Below are 17,898 nucleotides of genomic sequence, written 5' to 3' on the forward strand. Positions count from 1 at the left end.
GATATGTATTAGTAAAATATTCGGTTGTATTTTAAACGAGTACGTGTTTTTTCTTGTTTATTTTAAATATTTTGTTGTAAAATAAGAGTAGTTTTCTGGTATGTTTGACTTTGTAAAAAAATCTTTGAAAACAAAATTGTTGTTACTATCAGGAATAGTTCTTATTGTTATTTCGATTTCAATTATTTTATTTTCTGCTAACAATGCAAGAAAAATCGCAAAAGAAAATGCAAAAAATCTTGCACAAGCAGAAGCAGATAGGTTTATTACAAGCTTTAAGACAATCATCGAAGAACAACTTCTATTGGTTAGGAATCTATCTGATATTTACTCAGCAGTCAATTCACCAACCAATCCTGTAAAATTCACACGAGTTAGCAGCAACAATATGGTAAAAGAGCTAATTGAACGCAATAAAAATATTTATGGTATTTATGTATCGTGGGTTCCAGACAATTCCTTTGATGGGATGGATAAAATATATGCTCAAATGCCAAATAATCCACCATCAGGGCGATATACAATTTATTACGTTCGTTTTAAAGATGGCGTTAGAGAAGTGGTAGAACGTGCTTATGAAGAAGAGTGGCAAGAAGAAAATAATTCAGAATATTTCGCTAAACCACGAGATAAAGGAATAGAGTGCATTATTGACCCATATATGTATGCAGTAGAAGGAGATTCTATCCTGATGATTTCACTTACGGCACCAATTATTAATAATAAAAGATTTTATGGTATTGTTGGTGTTGATATTACAGTTGATTTTATACAAAAATTTGCTGACAAAGTAGATTTATTTGAAAAAACCGGGAAAATATCAATTGTTTCAAATAATGGGAATTTAGTTGGTGGAACTGGTTATAGCAAGTTTGTCGGTAAAAAAGTTAATTCAATTGATAATTTCTCACAGATAAAAAATATTAATGATTTAGTAAGTAGCGATAAATATCAAGATACAATAATTGGAAATAACATAGAATTGATTGTGCCAATTAAATTTGGAAAGACGGATACACCTTGGGCTGCACATATTTTTGTTCCTCTTGAAGTACCTTTGAAAGAAGCAAACAAAGCAATCACGATGCAAATTACTATCTCTATCATTCTAATTGTAATAGGACTAGTCTTAATTTTTTGGTTTGTAAACAATACAACTAAGCCAATATTACAGCTTGTAAATATAGCAAATGATATAAAAGATGGTAAAATTCACGAAAGAACTGAAATTAATAGCAATGATGAAATTGGTGTACTAGCAAAAGCTTTCAGCGAAATGTCGAATAAAATCAGAAATATTATTATTGAAATAAATAAATTAGGTGAAAATTTACACAATGGGAAATTAGATTACAGAGCATCAAATAATGATTTCAGAGGTGCTTATGCTGAACTTATAGATAATATTAATAATGCTATCAATAACATAGTAGGACCGCTTAACGTTGCCGCTGAATACATAGACCGTATCTCTAAAGGCGATATTCCTCCTAAGATTACTGACGAATACAAAGGTGATTTCAACGAAATAAAGAATAATATTAATCAATGTATTGATGCTATTAACTTGCTTATCAAGGATACTTATGATTTAGCTGAACACGCTACTATGGGAAGACTCAACGAAAGAGCTAACGCAGAACGTCATCAGGGTGATTTCCGTCGTTTAATTCAGGGCATCAACTCTACGCTCGACCGTCTCGTTGGACTTATTGACAATATGCCTATCCCTGTTAGAATTGTCGATAATAATAATAATGTGGTGTATGTAAATAAATTGAAGCTCTGATTTATTAATTTTTTAATTTATTAATTTATTTAAATCTGTGAAACTCCAAAAACTATTGTTTATAGAAAAAATTTGTTATGCTTATTAAAGGGATCAATATGAAACTTAATGTAAAACTTTATCTATTAATTGGCGGAACAGTTATTTTGGCGTTTTTAGCCTTTGGTTACTTTATATTTAATTATCAAAAAAACGCAATTGATGCTTCTTATCAAGAAGCAATGCAAGAATACCTTAATAACTACACTCAAATGATTAATCTGGAAGTAGAATCTAAGAAAAAGTCTGTTACTATTGCTATCAATCTTGCTGTTAATTATTTCAATTCATTAGGCAATATTGTAGAGACATCAGAACAAGTAAAAGTAGGCGAGCAAGTAGTTAATAAGTGGTTAATCGGTGGGAGACCTGTACAAAATAATTTCGACATAGTCGATAAAATAAAAGATTTCGGAGTTCACGCATCTACAATCTTTCAAAAAACACCAAAAGGATACTTACGTATCTCGACAAATGTAATTACAAAAGAAGGCAAACGAGCAGTTGGAACCTTTATTCCTTTTGACAGCCCCGTTGCACAAGCAGTTGAAAAAGGTGAGAGATACATTGGTAGAGCCTGGGTTGTTGATTCCTGGTATATCACTGCATATGAACCAATTAAAGTGAATGGAGAAATTAAAGGAATATTGTTTGTCGGCGAGCCAGAAATAAATTATCAAGGACTTTCTGCAGATTTCAAGACTAAAAATTATTATGGTTCCGGCTATCCTTATATCATTGACGATAAAGGAATACTTACAGCTCACCCTCAGTCTGTTGGTTTAAATCTTTCCGAATATCCATTTTTCAAGGAAATGAAAGAAAAGAAAAATGGAACAGTTGTTTATGAATGGAAAGGCAGAACGAAAACGCAACATTTTAGATATTTAGAATCTATAAACAGTTTTATTACAGTTGGATATTACAATGATGACTATGAAGCAATATTTTCTAAATTGCGAACAACGATTCTCATTGCAGTCCTTATCGCATTAGCAATTGTAGTTGGTATTATCTTTACTATCGTTCGCTCTGTTATGAAACAGCTTGGAGCAGACCCAAAAGATGTTCAAGAAATTGCTAATAAAGTTGCTGAAGGTGATTTCTCGATGAACATTAATTTAATGCAAGGTGATACCAACAGCTTGCTCGCTTCGATGAATAAGATGGTGCAAACAATTAAAGCTATGGTTCAGGACGTTCAGAGATTAGGCAATTCTGCTTCAGAAGGAAAACTTGATATTAGAGCTGATGCAACAAAATTCCAAGGAGAATATAAACAATTAGTTCAAGGATTAAATAACACGCTTGATGCTATTATTGGACCGCTTAACGTTGCTGCTGAATATATAGATCGTATATCTAAAGGTGATATTCCTCCTAAGATTATCGATGACTACAAAGGTGATTTCAACGAAATAAAGAATAATATTAATCAATGTATTGATGCTATTAACTTGCTTATCAAGGATACTTATGAATTAGCTGAATACGCAACTATTGGAAGACTCAACGAAAGAGCTAACGCAGAACGTCATCAGGGTGATTTCCGTCGTCTAATTCAGGGTATTAACTCTACGCTCGACCGTCTCGTTGGACTTATTGACAATATGCCTATCCCTGTTAGAATTGTCGATAAGAATAATAATGTGATGTATATAAATAAAAATAATTTTTAAATACAATTATTAGAGAGGTGTAATATGGCATCAAATGAAATTCAATTTATTGGTCTAAAACCTGAAGAAAACCCTACACTAAGGGCTTTCCAACATGGAACCATTGCTTCTAAAGAAACAAAAGCAAAAGTTGGGTCAAAAGAACTCGACTTACGTTTTACTTCCGTTCCTTTGAAAGATAACCAGGGAAATGTCGTTGCTGCATTTGAGATGTTTGTCGATGAAACAGAAATCAAGCAAGCAATGAGACGCAACGAAAAACTTACCCTTTATCAAGAAAAACAAACAGAGAAAATTGTTCAGGCATTGGAACAGCTTTCTTTGGGTAATATTAATTTCGATGTACGACTTGATGAACCAGACGAAGACACTAAAGAAGCCTACGAAAGATTTTTGCAAATTGTTAATGCAATTAAAACAACTGGGAATACTATTGCAGCTTTATCGGGTGATGCAAATATGCTTGCTAATGCAGCATTGGAAGGTCGATTAGATGTTAGAGCAGACGCAAGCAAACACAAAGGTGCTTATAAAAACATTATTGAAGGAATGAACGGAGCATTAGACAACTTAATAAAACCGCTTAATGTTGCTGCTGAATACGTGGATAGAATTGCAAAAGGAGATATTCCACCCAAAATTAGCGAGGACTATCGCGGCGATTTCAATGAAATTAAGAATAATTTGAATCAGTTGATTGATAATGTAAACAACCTGTATCAAGAACTCGGAGTATTGATTAATGCAATTGGTGTAGGAAATTTAAATGTAAGAGGGGATCTATCGAAATTCAAAGGTGTTTGGAATGAAATAATTAATAGCATAAACGAAATTATGCTGCAGGTAGAAACACCAATTCAAGATGTCGTAGAAGTGCTAAAAAAAGTTGCGAATAATGATTATACGACAAAAATCACAAAGAATTATCAGGGAATTTGGGATGATTTAAAGAAGAGCACAAACGATACAATGGCTCGATTGGAACATGTTTTACAAATAGCTAAGAACATTTCATTTGGTAAACTCGATAATTTAAGCGAACTAAAAGCAATCGGACGTAGAAGTGCGGCAGATGAATTAATACCATCATTTATCAAACTTATGGAGGCTCTCGAAGCTATGGCAGAAGATGTAAGGACATTAGCTCAGTCCGCTATTGATGGTAATTTATCGGTTAGAGCTGATGCAAGCAAGCATTATGGAATATATAAAGAAATTGTTAGCGGTTTCAACGAAACATTAGATGCAGTTATTGCTCCTGTAGAAGAAGCTGGCGAAGTGTTGAATACAATGGCTACAGGAGATTTAACAGTTAAGGTAAAAGGAAATTACAAAGGCGACCATAAAAAACTTCAGGAAAGTATTAATACGCTTGTAGATTCATTTAATGATTTAATTGGCAGGTTGTTAAATAGTGTAGAAACAACAGCTTCGGCTGCCATTCAGATTTCTTCAACTGCTGATACTATGGCAACTTCTGCACAAGAACAAAGCGCTCAAACCGAAGAAGTAGCAAGTGCAATTGAAGAAATGGCACGAACAGTTACAGAGAACGCAAATAATGCACAACAGACAGCTGATATGGCTCGTCAAAATAGAGAAATCGCGAAAGAAGGCGGGCAAATTGTTGAGCTTACTGTATCAAAGATGAGCGATATTGCAAGAGTTGTGAAAGAATCAGCTGATAATATTGAAAAATTAGGTGAATCAAGCAAGCAAATTGGTGAAATCATTTCTGTAATTGATGATATTGCAGATCAAACTAACTTGTTAGCTCTCAATGCTGCAATTGAAGCTGCGCGCGCTGGCGAACAAGGACGTGGATTTGCAGTAGTTGCAGATGAAGTTCGTAAACTTGCTGAAAGAACAACTGAAGCTACTAAACAAATTGCAGAAATGATAAAAGGAATTCAAAAAGATACTGAAATTGCTGTTCATATGATGCAAAACGGAAATGCAGAAGTTACAAATGGTATCCAATTAGCAGATAAAGCAGGTTCAGCTCTTAAAGAAATTGTAGAAAGTTCGCAACATTTACTTGATATGATTAGTCAAATAGCGAGTGCTAACGAAGAACAAGCAGCAACAGGCGAGCAAATTACAAAGAATGTTGCGATGATTTCTGAAGTTGCTCAAGATTCTTCCCGCAGAGTAACAGAAATTGCTCATTCAGCAGAAGATCTATCTCGATTGACAGATGAACTTCGCGAACTTGTTTCACAGTTCAAGATTATACATCACGAGTACGAAATGTCGTCGCAACGGTCATTGAGTGGTAAATCAAATAAATATTTGTCAGGAAGAAATTAGGGATTATCTGCCTTTCAAATCTAGCAAAAGATGGATATTCACAAAACAAGCCCCGAGCTGAACAGGCTCGGGGCTATGTGTATTTGTCTATGTTTATTTCACTTAACGCACAATTACAGCACGTTCTTTCGTAATGACTGCACCATTGCGGATAATGACTGAATATACTCCGCTTGGCAAGTCGCTAACATTGAGTTTTATCACACCGTTTGATGCTTTCTCGTTTGCTCGTAGCATTATTCGCCCGCTCTGGTTGTAGAACTCAACCTCTACCCCATCGTTCGATACTTTGCCCAATGTTATTATCAACTCGCTCGATGCAGGCTGTGGTGTTATCGTCAATCCTACCTGATCGTACTCTACGCCACCCTTCAACATCATTATCGCATCTGTTTCGTATCGCAACGAGTGTCCACGAACGCCGTTTGTCATATCTTTGCTCTCTACGACACGCACACTGCCTATCGTCTCATCCGAACGGCTCCATACTTTTACAATCAGTTCTTCGCCTTCGTATGCTCCGTCCTTCTCGTTCGTGAATTCATCGTCGCCCCATACTACTACGCCTCTCAGTGCTGACTGCCATACGCTCGAACCTACCAACAACCCGTCTCGTGTGAATACGCCTACTTCGTCGCCATCCCGTAAATCAAGGTCTAATGCTACAAACGCATTCTTGCCTGTCGATACGTTCTCTCTTACGAATACTTTTGGTTCTGCTATGCTATTGCTTGTTCCTGTTGCTTTGATCGGTCCGTTTGCAGGATATGTAAGCACTCCGTCGTCTGCTGTCAAGCGTATCATATAGCCCTTGCCCGGTTCTAACTGTGTGAGCGTATTGGCAAATGGTGGCATATATACTTCGCCGGTGATTGTCTTCACTTGCAGGTATTTGCCGCTGATGCTTGCCAATGCTATTGCTACTGCCGCTGATGTTGTGCGGTAGTATGGCAACCAATACCAGCCTATTGTGTTCAATGTAATCGGCGTAGTTTCCGGTGCTATTTGTGAACCTTGTATTTCATATTGTTGTGATGTTGTTAATCTCAACTGATATGCGTGATATTTGTTCCAGTTCGATAGTGTATTTGTGAATGGTGGTACATATGATTGTCCTACATAGTTTCGCAATATCTGTAAGTTGCCTGATAGCGGTGCCATCAACGTCGGGATATTTTGGGTATATGGATCAATATTGGAACTAATCATATTCCAGCCATTTGATAAGGCTATAAGTTGCGAAGGAAGATTAGAAACATATCGAAAACGAATATCAGGTCGGAACGGCAAAGCATCTAAATAAACAGGTTGAGAGAAATCAGAGGACGAAGAGCGTTGGAGATTGTCGTTAAGCAAAGAAAATCTCCAAGATGGTGCTTCAAAATAATCCAGAGGTGTTTGATAAGATTTAATTATCAATATTTGTAAATTATTGACACCGTTATAATAAAACATAGAGTTGAGATCGACTTCGAGCCAACCACTATCAAGATTATTCGGGTAATTACCTTGATAAACCAAAGAATAACCAGATAACGAGTAATTCCCACTAGTAAATGCTTGTTGAGTGGTGTGCTTCATAAAAATTTGTATTCCAGTTATCTGCTCTTTGTTATCTCCAAAACCTTTGAAAAATGCAATAGATTTAATAAACTTAGCATTTCCGAGTTCGCTTTGAGTATAAATCATTTCGCAAGAAGAATAAGAATAGTATCTATCTATTGGCTGAGCGACATCGTAATCTGTTCCAATACCAATTGTTTGGGCTGAATCAGCATTTTTTGTGATAAAGTATCTTGGAATTGACCAAGCTGTAGAATCAGTTAAATCTTTTGCGCAAACGCGCCACCAATATTGGGTTTGTGGAAGAAGCCCAGAAAGAATAACATTATTGGAACTTTCAACAATATTGGAATGAAGATTTGTGAAATTCGAATCAGTAGAAATCTGTATTCTATAAGAAACCGCACCTACAACAGAACTCCAGGAAAGAGTTGGATTTAGAGAAACATTTGTAGAGTTTTCAGTCGGTAGTTGTAGCTGAGGTGGATTAGAATTAGAAATTTGGGGATTTTGAGAGAAAAACACTAATTTTTTTGAAACATATTGATTTGAGAATGCCTGAATATTTTTTGCATTCAGACTGCTAAAAGTAAATAAAAGAATTAATACAATAAAACATTTATTTTTCATTCTAACTCCAATTTATTTTCTAACTTTCGAGATAAATTCTTCGACTTCAGGAATCCCCCCTTGAAAAATCAGATAACCATTGCTTGGCTCGCGTTCAGTAATTTCACCTGCAATAGGTGTAAGCATTATTCGACGCACTTCGTCTAAATCATCTGTTTGCCCTAATGCCCATCCTAATTTAACATAAGCAACTTCAGGTAGCATATTTGCAGTGGGAACAACGCCGAGTTCCATCATATCGCGACCTGTATCATAAACATACATTTGAACGTAACCCCAAAGAGTTTGAACAGTCATATAAACAGCAACATTATTGTCCTTAGCACGTTTCAAAGCAGGATAGAGTGGTTTATTGACGTGTCCCAAGCCTGTTCCGGCAATAACAATTCCTCTGTATCCATTGTCGATAAGAGAATCAATTATATCAGGCTTCATATTTGGATAATAATAAACGATTGCAACTCTATCATCAAAATAAGGAAACAGATTTACCTTTTTATCATTACGACGATGTTTATAGTCATTTCGCAAAGGAGTGATTTTTTGACGATTTACCATTGCAATTGGTATATCCCCAATAGTACGAAAAGTTGAACGATAGCTTGAATGCATTTTTCTAACACGCGTTCCGCGATGAAGAAGCCCGTATTCATCGGAAGTAGGTCCAAACATACAAACCATAACCTCAGCAATATCGCTTTCTGCAGCTGTTTTGACACTGTGAATAAGGTTCAATGCAGCGTCAGACGATGGACGGTCTGATGAGCGTTGCGAACCAACCATTACAATCGGTACGGGAGAATTTTGTATCATAAAAGATAGTACAGCCGCAGTATGGTGCATAGTGTCAGTGCCATGACCTATGACTATTCCATGGACACCTTTTTCGATTTCACGAGCAATAGCTTTGGCAGTTCCAATCCATTGTTCGGGACCCATATTCTCGCTAAAAACGCCATAAAGTTTCTCGGTTTCTAAATTGCAGTAATCTGCAAGCTCTGGAACCGAACCGTATAATTCACCAGGAGAAAAAGCAGGAATTACAGCCCCAGTTCTATAATCAAGGCGGCTTGCGATGGTTCCACCAGTGCCGAAAAGCTTCACTTTTGGCAATTTAGGATTGAAAGGAAACTCTTTTTCAGGGATTTTATATTGAGCAATTTTTCTTCCTAAAATTTTAATATTTTGAACTTTATCTGCTCTAATACCAATATTATACCCACTTGGTAGTTTCAATACAATATGTTGGTCGTCTGCTGTTTCGGAACGAGGCAAAATAATGCCATCAAAAGTTCCATCTGTCGTCTCGAGATAAACTTCACACCAAACCATAGCATTGAAATTTTGAAGTACTTCAAGCGAACGCCCACGATACCCTTTGTAATCTTCACTATTGCTCATTGTTGATCTCCTTTTCAAAATAATTCATAACTTCCTTAGCAACAATGCAACCATCAATTCTACCAAATAGATTTTTCATAACGAGAGATAAAGTTAATGTATGTTTATTTTTTTCATCGAAAAGTTTCATTTTCTCAACTTTTTTGGATGCTTGACGGATTTCGTATAGCAATTCAGATTGGCTGCAATGCTGGGGTATCATTTCTTTCTCAAACTTACCACTATTGTTGGCAATTAATTCTAAAAGGTAAAAAATACCATCTTTGCAAATAAAGCTATTTTTGTATAATTCAAATACCTGAATAAAAATGTTATTATTCAAGAAAGAAATATCTTTTCCTCTTTTCTTCAACTTCTTTGGGAAATTAATCAAAGCAGAAGCAGCAAGCACTGGAGAAATTCCCATTTCTTCAACCAGTATTTCGAAAGTTTTAGCGTATTTCGAAACAGACAAATCTTTGATAATATCCGAAGGTACACCAATGGTTTTATACCAATTCTCCCTTTCCCAGAAATATTTAGGAAGATTCTGTCTGATACGAAGCTTTCGTTCGTCTGTGATTTTTTTCGGTGGCAGGTCAGTATCTGGATACATTCTTTGTGGTCCAGGTAATATTCTTTCAAAGCCTGTAGTCCCATCGTAAAGTGCTTGACGTGTTTCCGAAGGTACACCAATAGTCGCTTCTTTTGCACGAATAATAATTTCTTTAGCACCAGTTTCAGCATCCCGAGCATTGCCCCAAACTAATACAATGGTATCGTCATCACCTGCTGAAACGAATTTTCGTACTTTCTGCCATTCGTGGGACGAAAGAGTATCACTACGGCTATCGGAGTGAGCAATGTTCGGCAAAACAGAAAGGCAAGCAATAACTCTAACTCTATCGGAAATTTCTTTTGAAAAATATGTGTCAGTTTGAGTTTGCCAGCGAAGCAAACCGCGCCAACCACGAAGAACAACGCAATTGACAATTTTGCCTTCGGCAATAGCATTGTGAATTGGAGTGTAGCGTGTTTTAGTAAGCAACTTTGTTACTTCGAGATAGTTAGCCTCAAATGTATCAGAATTAATACCTCTTTTATTTAATTCATCACGGAGCCGAAGTAAGTTCCATTGCCGCATCGCTTCGTTGTATGTAAGAAGAGGGATCATTGGAATTCTGGGCACACCCTTTATTTCAATACGCGTTCCACCACGAACACTGACATTAACATCCTGACGAGCAGCACCAATACCATTCCTAACTTTTCCCGTTGAATTAACGAGGCGGCGAAGCAGTTCATTCACTTCTGCAACTTCATGTGGGGTTCTCATTTCAGGTTGCGTAACTGTTTCAATAAGTGGCATACCAAGCCTATCAGTTAAATAAATTCTTGTATGCCCGAAGTCAGAAACTTCACGACAAGAATCTTCTTCTAAAGACATTTGAATAATGCCGATAGTTCTATCTTTGTATGGAATAAATCCTCCAACGCTTGTTATTGCTGTTCTTTGAAAACCTGTTGGGATACTTCCATCAAGATATTGTTTCCGGGATATATGCAGTTCATCGACAAGTGAAGCATTCAGTAAAAGTCCAATTTCTAATGCAATATCCAAAGCTTCTTCATTGATTTCGAATGGTGGCGTATCATCCATTTCGTAAGTACAAACAGTATCGTAATGAATTCTATAAAGAATATCTTTTTTTGTTTTGAATTCCATTAAGGCTGTTCCATCGTATTCGCCAAGCTCAGATAGGGTTGGTCTCATATGGCGAAGAATTTCAGCGTGATAAACATCATTGTGATATTTTCCAGCTGGACAACGGCAGAATAGTTTTTTCTCAGTGAGGAGTTGTTGGTGGATTTCTAAACCTGATTTGAAACCAATTTCCACATAATCATCAGGAGTCATCTCATCAAATGGTTTAAAAACAAAATCCGACATAGGCAATCCCAAAATTATTTATTATGCTGTCGTTGCAAATTACTTATATTTTTTGGTAATTCAAACGTTTTTGTAAACGTTTTTGTATAATCTATTTGAAACTAAATATATGAAAATTAACAAGTTTTTAATAAAAAAATGTATTAAAATTAAAGATTTTTTTTGTAATTTTGCTTTTCTTTATTGAATTGGATGAATTAATTATTAACAATTTGTGGTTATAAAAAATGTTTGATATTGCAAAATTGCGAAATATTGGGATTGCCGCTCATATTGACTCAGGCAAAACTACGTTAAGCGAGCGAATTCTTTATTATACAGGAAAAATTCATCAAGTCGTCGAGGTAAGAAGCAAAACTGGCGCCGGACCGACGATGGATTCGATGGATTTGGAAAGAGAAAAGGGTATTACTATACAATCTGCGGCTACATATTGTGAATGGAAAGGCTATCAAATAAATTTGATTGACACTCCCGGACATATTGATTTCACAGTTGAAGTCGAGAGGGCTCTGCGTGTGCTTGATGGTGCAATACTCGTTTTGTGTGGAGTTGCAGGCGTGCAAAGCCAATCGATAACTGTTGATAGACAAATGAGACGCTATGCTGTTCCAAGAATTGCTTTCATCAATAAAGTAGATCGTGCGGGCGCAAATCCAGATAAAGTAATTGCTCAGTTGGAAGAAAAACTGAATCTGAAACCAGTTTTACTGACAATGCCAATTGGAATTGAAGATTCATTTGAAGGAGTTATTGATTTAATTAAAATGAAAGCAGTTTATTATCTTGGAAATAATGGTGAAAATGTAGAAGAGAGAGAAATTCCCGAACATCTATTGGACGAAGCTAAACGTAGACGTATAATAATGATTGAACGTATTGCTGATTTTAATGATAATATTGCAGAAAAATATTTAGCAGAAGAAGAAATTTCAGAAGACGAAATTCGTTTGGCAATACGTCAAGCAACTTTATCGCTTCATCTTACTCCTGTTTTTGTTGGCACAGCAAAACAAAACAAGGGTGTCCAGACACTATTAGATGGCGTATGTCATTATTTGCCGGCTCCGACTGATGTTAAGAATTTTGCTTTGGATTTAGATAAGAATGAAGAAAAAGTCGAGCTAATTGCTGATCCAAAATTACCAACTGTTGCACTTGCTTTTAAGTTGGAAGATGGGCGTTACGGACAATTAACATATATGCGTATTTATCAAGGGAAAATTGCAAAGGGAGATAATTTAATCAATACATCAAACAAGAAAAAGCTTAAAGTGCCAAGACTTGTTAGAATGCACGCAAGTGAAATGCACGACATTGACGAAGCACAGGCAGGCGATATTATTACTATGTTTGGTGTAGATTGCTCTTCGGGTGATACATTTACAGATGGAAATGTGAATTTTGCTATGACCTCTATGCATATTCCAACACCAGTTGTTGAATTGTCTGTTGCACCGAAAGAAAAATCTATGCAAGCAAATTTCTCAAAAGCGATGAATAGATTTCAGAAAGAAGACCCAACATTTCAAGTTTATCGGGATGAAGATACCGGTGAAACTGTTATCAAAGGAATGGGCGAACTTCATCTTGAAATATATATCGAAAGAATAAGACGTGAATATAATTGCGAAGTAGTAGTTGGAAAACCGAAAGTTGCATATCGTGAAGCTATCACGCGTCGTGCTGAATTCAACTATACGCATAAAAAACAAACTGGTGGTGCAGGTCAATTTGCTCGTGTTGCTGGTTATATTGAACCTATCGAAGCAGAAACCAATAAAGAGTTCGAGTTTCTCAATAAAATTGTTGGTGGCGTTATTGCAAGAGAATATATTCCTGCGTGCGAAAAAGGCTTTGCTGAACAATTATCTGAGGGATATTTAATTGAGAAACCAATCGTTGGGGTGCGTGTAGAATTGAATGATGGGCAAATGCATCCTGTGGACTCATCAGAAATGGCGTTTAAGTCGGCAGCCAAAATGGCAATCAGAGAAGCAGTAGCAAAAGCAAATCCAATAATCTTAGAACCTATAATGAAATTAGAAACTTCTGCACCAGAAGAGTTTCAAGGAACTATTATCGGTCAAATTAACCAAAGAAGAGGAATAATCATTAATACAACAATTGAAAATAATTATGCAATTGTTGAGGCTGAGGTACCTTTGCGCGATATGTTTGGTTACTCAAATGACTTGCGTGGTGCAACTCAAGGCAAAGGAGAATTTACAATGGAGTTCTTGAAATATGCACCTGTTCCAAAATCAGTTCAAGATGAAATAATTAAAGAATACCAAGAACTCAGGAAAAAAAATTAAAGTAAAAGGCAGCGAAATCGCTGCCTTTACTTTATTGGTTTTGACCATAATTAATTGATAGGACAATTTGCCTTGTTTTTCCTAAATTTCCCGGAACTTCAGTATAGTAATAATCGAATAAGTTATATGAAGATAATACTATATTGAAATTAGAAAACTTGTATTTCAAGCTAACGTCTACTAAATGAACCGGCACACGAGCATCGAAATTTTTGATTTGAAAGCGAAGTTCATCATCAACACGTTCAGTTTTACTTTTAAAACGGTAGTCAGCATTAAATTCCAAATTTTCAAAGATAAAGAATAATCTCACAATAGAAGAGAAAACAGAACGATATTTCAATTTTTTTTCAGTATCTAAATCAATAGGATTCATAACATTAAAGCCAATCTCAGTCCCAAAATAATTAGTAATCATCGATTTAGCATCAAAATCAATTCCTGTAACTCTTGCTCTGGTAGTATTCACAAATTGAATTTTAGGAGAAGAATTGTTAATAAACTTAGGTTCAATTAAATTAAATAGCTCGTTATTATAAATTGAACAGTCGAGAATTATTGGGATAGAATTAATCATTAAAGGCAAATAATAACCAACTTCCATAGAAATACTTTTTTCATTTTTAAGTTTCATATTCGGAACAACTTCGAATCCTTGAAAAGCCACAGAAGCAAATCGCTCTGCAATTGAAGCGGGTCGGAAACCTTTACCGATAGAGGCACGAACAGCAGAATTAAAAGCAGTTCGATATACTAATCCTGCTTTGGGAGAAAATTCAACTTTTGCTTTTGAAAAATCCTTGTGAATGGAATCAGTTTGTTCAACATCGAACCTACCACCATAAGTAAGCACTAAATCATCAAATTTATTTTCAGCCTGAGAATAGACGGAGATATATTTTTGGTGTTGATTTCCATAAATTTTGGCTTTAACACTGTTGTTGATAAAATTAAGTCCATAGGTCAAATTAGTCAAATCATTCACTTTTGAATTAAACTGAATTTCAGAATTAATACTTTGAGCAATTGATTGCCTATACTCATTTCCGGATAGTTCATTACGAAGTTCAGTTTGATAAAAACCATTCTTCAAAGTGAAAAAATGATTAGAAGAGAGAATTGAACGGAATTCGGCAGCAACAAAGTATTTGTTTGATGAGATTTGATTATCGAAATTTGTTGCAGTTGGCGGACGAGTAGCACTATCAAGGCTATTCCAATAAACCCAGTCATCTCTGTAAGAACGTGCGAATTGACCAGAAAGATTTAGGGTTGTAAAATCATTAAAGCTATAGATAGTTTTCAAATATAGCATAGACTGCTCTTCCCGGTTGTAATGACGATAGCCATCATCTTTTGAGTAAGAAGCAGAAGAGCTAATCCCAAATCTGCCCAAACGTTGAGAATAAGCAAAATTCACTTGTCGCATCTGCTGCAAATCATCACTGAAATGCCAACTTTTATATTTAGGTTTTGTATAAATACCAAAATTTGAATTAGCCGTAAAGTATATCTTTTCTTTCGGTTCACGAGTGATTAAATTTATCACTCCACCCAAAGCAGAAGCACCATATAGTGCCGACCCTGCTCCTTTAATTACCTCGATTTGCTCAATTAAAGGAAAAGGAATAGCATCGCTTTTAATGTCTCCGTTGTCGGCACTAAGAACAGGTATCCCATCAATAAGCATAATAGCTCGCGAACCGATACCGAAAGCGAAGCCCGACGAACCGCGAATACTAATATTATCATTATTCACTTCAATGGAAGGAATATACTTTAACGCATCATCAATTGTTACAATAGACTTGTCATTAAATATATTTCCTTTAATAATACTTAATGAGATAGGAACTTCTTGAACTGTTTGAACTTTTTTATTTGCGGTAATCACAACTTCACCAGCAACTAATACTTTTGGACGAAGACTAATTTCTAAAACGGTGTCTTTGTTTTCGCGGATTAATACATCAAGTTTTTGAGTTTCATATCCTACTGCACTTATTAGAAGCTTGTACTTACCAGCAGGAATAGATTTTATTTCAAATTTCCCTTCGCGATTAGTAAAGCTTCCGATTGAAGTTCCTTCAATTCTTACGGTTGAACTAATTACTGGCAGTTTAGTCTCAATATCGGAAACTGTACCTCGCAAAGTTCCTTTCGGCTTAGCAGTTAATATACTTGTAGTGATTAAGAATAAAATAGAAAATTTATATAAAAGTTTCATAAATCCCTTTTAAAATGGTTGTGGTAACTTTTTATTAAAATCGACAACAAAATCTATATTTACAGTTATAGGCTTTGTAAGAACAATTTTTTGGGGTGTGTAATTAACAGTATCATTTGAATATATACCTACGACATCCCATTCGAATAAAGTGCCATATTGGCGAGCGACTACAAGATATTCAATAGCTGTCGGAAATTTATCAATTTCTATGAAATAATAACATTCGTTATTTTTTATGGGTAATAAACTTCCTGTAAAAATGGCATTACCTGTAAGAACTTCTGAAACAATATCTTTTGGTGGATATTTGTTGAAAGCAACAACACGTAAGTCCTTAATGAGAGAATCTGGAGGTAGATGACCTACAAAAGTAATTTTACCTTTGATAATGGCTTTTTCAATCGGGGCAAGCCCTTCTTGACAAGAAAACAAAAGAAACATTAGTAAAAGGTAATATATTTTTCTTTTCATAAACATTCTCAACTAATAATTAATATGTAACGAAACAATAAAATAATGATTTTTTCACAAATTGAGTTTATATTTGAAAATATTTATTTGCATAATTTTGAAATGACAATAATAAAAGCATATATAACGCAAATATTAAGATTTTTTAGAATAATCTACCTTATTGATAAGGTTAGATTTCGTTTTCATAAATTCAGATTTCATAAGAAAAATAATAGTTTTAAGAAAAACAATCCAGATTTTGTTCTGCCATCAGACTATTTGCTATATGAATCGTTTAGATTAGATTACGAAAAGTACTATGAAAGTGGTTTAGCAACAGCAAAATGGTTAAAATCAATATTTGAAAAGTATATCGAATTACAAAATGTAAAAATATTAGACTGGGGATGTGGCCCTGCTCGAATTATAAGGCATTTAGTAAATGTTGTGGGAGGTAACAACAAATTTTACGCTACAGATTACAATCGCGAAACAATTAAATGGTGTAGGGACAATATCAAAGATGTAGAATTTAATCTCAACTCGATCGATGCAAGACTACCATACGAAGACAATTATTTTGAAATAATATATGGACTTTCGATTTTTACACATTTATCTGAAAGCAAACATTATGAGTGGGCTAAAGAATTGATAAGAGTTCTTAAACCACAGGGAATATTTGTATTTTCGACGCAAGGAAAAATTTATTTATCGAAAATGACTCAAAATGAGCAAAAAAAATTCAATAACGATATGTTAGTTGTCAGAAGCTCTGAACTTGAAGGGCACCGGATTTTTTCTGCTTTCCAGCCACCTCGATTTATTCGAAAACTATTCGAGAACGAAGAGATAGTTGAACATATTGAGCCCTCCGCTTCAGATGAAAACCCGTATCCACAGGATTTATGGATTGTTCGAAAAATTACCAGAAGCTAATAGTTCCCTAATTGGTTGTATGTGTTTGATGACAATCAGGATTCCAATCATAACTAATACCCATCTGAATGTAAAAAAGTTCATAAATAAAGGTGTATTTGTGTATTGAAATAGTTTGAAAGGAATAACAAAAGCTATTGCTATGGTTAAAAAAGTAGCAACTATGTTATTAATATGAACGTTGACTGAAATCAATTTTCTAGAAAGATAAAACAACAGCAACCAGAAAAATACCCATACTGGGTATATTAATAACAGACCTCCGGCAGCAGTAGCAAGTCCTCTCCCACCCCGAAATTTAATAAATATGCTAAAATTATGTCCTAAAACAGCTGTAACAAGAGCGAGTCCATAAAGAAAATTATCTTGGAAAAGAAAATTAATTAACAATACTGAGAAAATCCCTTTTAGTAAATCGGCTAAACCACAAATGATACCAATGTATTTTTTATGAGTTATTTCGTAACTATTCATCGCTCCGACATTTCCGGAACCTTCTTGAAATAGGATTTTCCCTGTAAAATACTTAACAATTAAGTAGCTTGCCGGAATCGCACCAATCAAATAACCAATTAATAGACTAATTATAAAATTCATATATTCATTAGATAAACATT

11 protein-coding genes are annotated in these 17,898 nt (G+C 35.1%); 5 read left to right on the forward strand and 6 right to left on the reverse strand.

Features of this window, described 5'->3' with window-relative positions:
* Nucleotides 1-100 precede the first annotated feature (100 nt).
* The 3 genes from ACY2LT_RS03415 to ACY2LT_RS03425 all read left to right on the forward strand — a co-directional run bounded on the left by ACY2LT_RS03415 (nt 101) and on the right by ACY2LT_RS03425 (nt 5,817).
* Entirely contained in the window at nt 101-1,789 is a 1,689-nt protein-coding gene (locus ACY2LT_RS03415; protein ID WP_491816404.1) for a HAMP domain-containing protein, read from the forward strand.
* A 98-nt stretch (nt 1,790-1,887) separates the two neighbouring features.
* Nucleotides 1,888-3,507 (forward strand): Cache 3/Cache 2 fusion domain-containing protein, encoded by a 1,620-nt coding sequence (locus ACY2LT_RS03420; protein WP_491816406.1) that lies wholly within the window; start codon nt 1,888-1,890, stop codon nt 3,505-3,507.
* A 24-nt stretch (nt 3,508-3,531) separates the two neighbouring features.
* Entirely contained in the window at nt 3,532-5,817 is a 2,286-nt protein-coding gene (locus tag ACY2LT_RS03425; protein WP_491816407.1) for a methyl-accepting chemotaxis protein, read from the forward strand.
* A gap of 102 nt (nt 5,818-5,919) precedes the next feature.
* On the opposite strand, the gene ACY2LT_RS03430 is transcribed toward ACY2LT_RS03425, so the two are convergent.
* The 3 genes from ACY2LT_RS03430 to gatE are packed head-to-tail and all read right to left on the reverse strand — an operon-like array spanning nt 5,920 to nt 11,341.
* The gene (locus ACY2LT_RS03430; RefSeq protein WP_491816409.1) at nt 5,920-8,010 is read right to left on the reverse strand and encodes a T9SS type A sorting domain-containing protein; all 2,091 of its coding nucleotides are present in this window, start codon (nt 8,008-8,010) and stop codon (nt 5,920-5,922) included.
* A gap of 12 nt (nt 8,011-8,022) precedes the next feature.
* Nucleotides 8,023-9,411, reverse strand: a complete 1,389-nt coding sequence (gene gatD, locus ACY2LT_RS03435; RefSeq protein ID WP_491816410.1) for a Glu-tRNA(Gln) amidotransferase subunit GatD — start codon at nt 9,409-9,411, stop codon at nt 8,023-8,025.
* A complete protein-coding gene (gatE, locus tag ACY2LT_RS03440; RefSeq protein ID WP_491816412.1) occupies nt 9,401-11,341 on the reverse strand; it encodes a Glu-tRNA(Gln) amidotransferase subunit GatE in 1,941 nt (646 codons plus the stop codon). Before gatE ends, gatD begins: the two co-directional genes overlap by 11 nt.
* Before the next feature lie 227 nt (nt 11,342-11,568).
* Between gatE and fusA the strand changes: the two genes are divergently transcribed.
* Complete coding sequence (gene fusA, locus ACY2LT_RS03445) at nt 11,569-13,659, forward strand: elongation factor G (RefSeq protein WP_491816414.1); 2,091 nt, start codon at nt 11,569-11,571, stop codon at nt 13,657-13,659.
* Between the two features lie 31 nt (nt 13,660-13,690).
* Here the strand turns inward: fusA and ACY2LT_RS03450 are convergent, their stop codons facing one another.
* Both ACY2LT_RS03450 and ACY2LT_RS03455 read right to left on the reverse strand, forming a co-directional pair.
* Nucleotides 13,691-15,886: a TonB-dependent receptor gene (locus tag ACY2LT_RS03450; protein WP_491816416.1), complete on the reverse strand. Its 2,196-nt coding sequence runs from the start codon at nt 15,884-15,886 to the stop codon at nt 13,691-13,693.
* Nucleotides 15,887-15,895: 9 nt separating this feature from the next.
* Complete coding sequence (locus tag ACY2LT_RS03455; protein WP_491816417.1) at nt 15,896-16,360, reverse strand: hypothetical protein; 465 nt, start codon at nt 16,358-16,360, stop codon at nt 15,896-15,898.
* Between the two features lie 102 nt (nt 16,361-16,462).
* Between ACY2LT_RS03455 and ACY2LT_RS03460 the strand changes: the two genes are divergently transcribed.
* A complete protein-coding gene (locus tag ACY2LT_RS03460; protein WP_491816418.1) occupies nt 16,463-17,281 on the forward strand; it encodes a class I SAM-dependent methyltransferase in 819 nt (272 codons plus the stop codon).
* Here ACY2LT_RS03460 and ACY2LT_RS03465 read toward each other — a convergent pair.
* The gene (locus tag ACY2LT_RS03465) at nt 17,249-17,845 is read right to left on the reverse strand and encodes a glycerol-3-phosphate acyltransferase (RefSeq protein ID WP_491816419.1); all 597 of its coding nucleotides are present in this window, start codon (nt 17,843-17,845) and stop codon (nt 17,249-17,251) included. The genes ACY2LT_RS03460 and ACY2LT_RS03465 overlap by 33 nt on opposite strands.
* Between the last annotated feature and the right edge of the window lie 53 nt (nt 17,846-17,898).

The organism is Eximiradius proteiniborus, assembly GCF_058546985.1.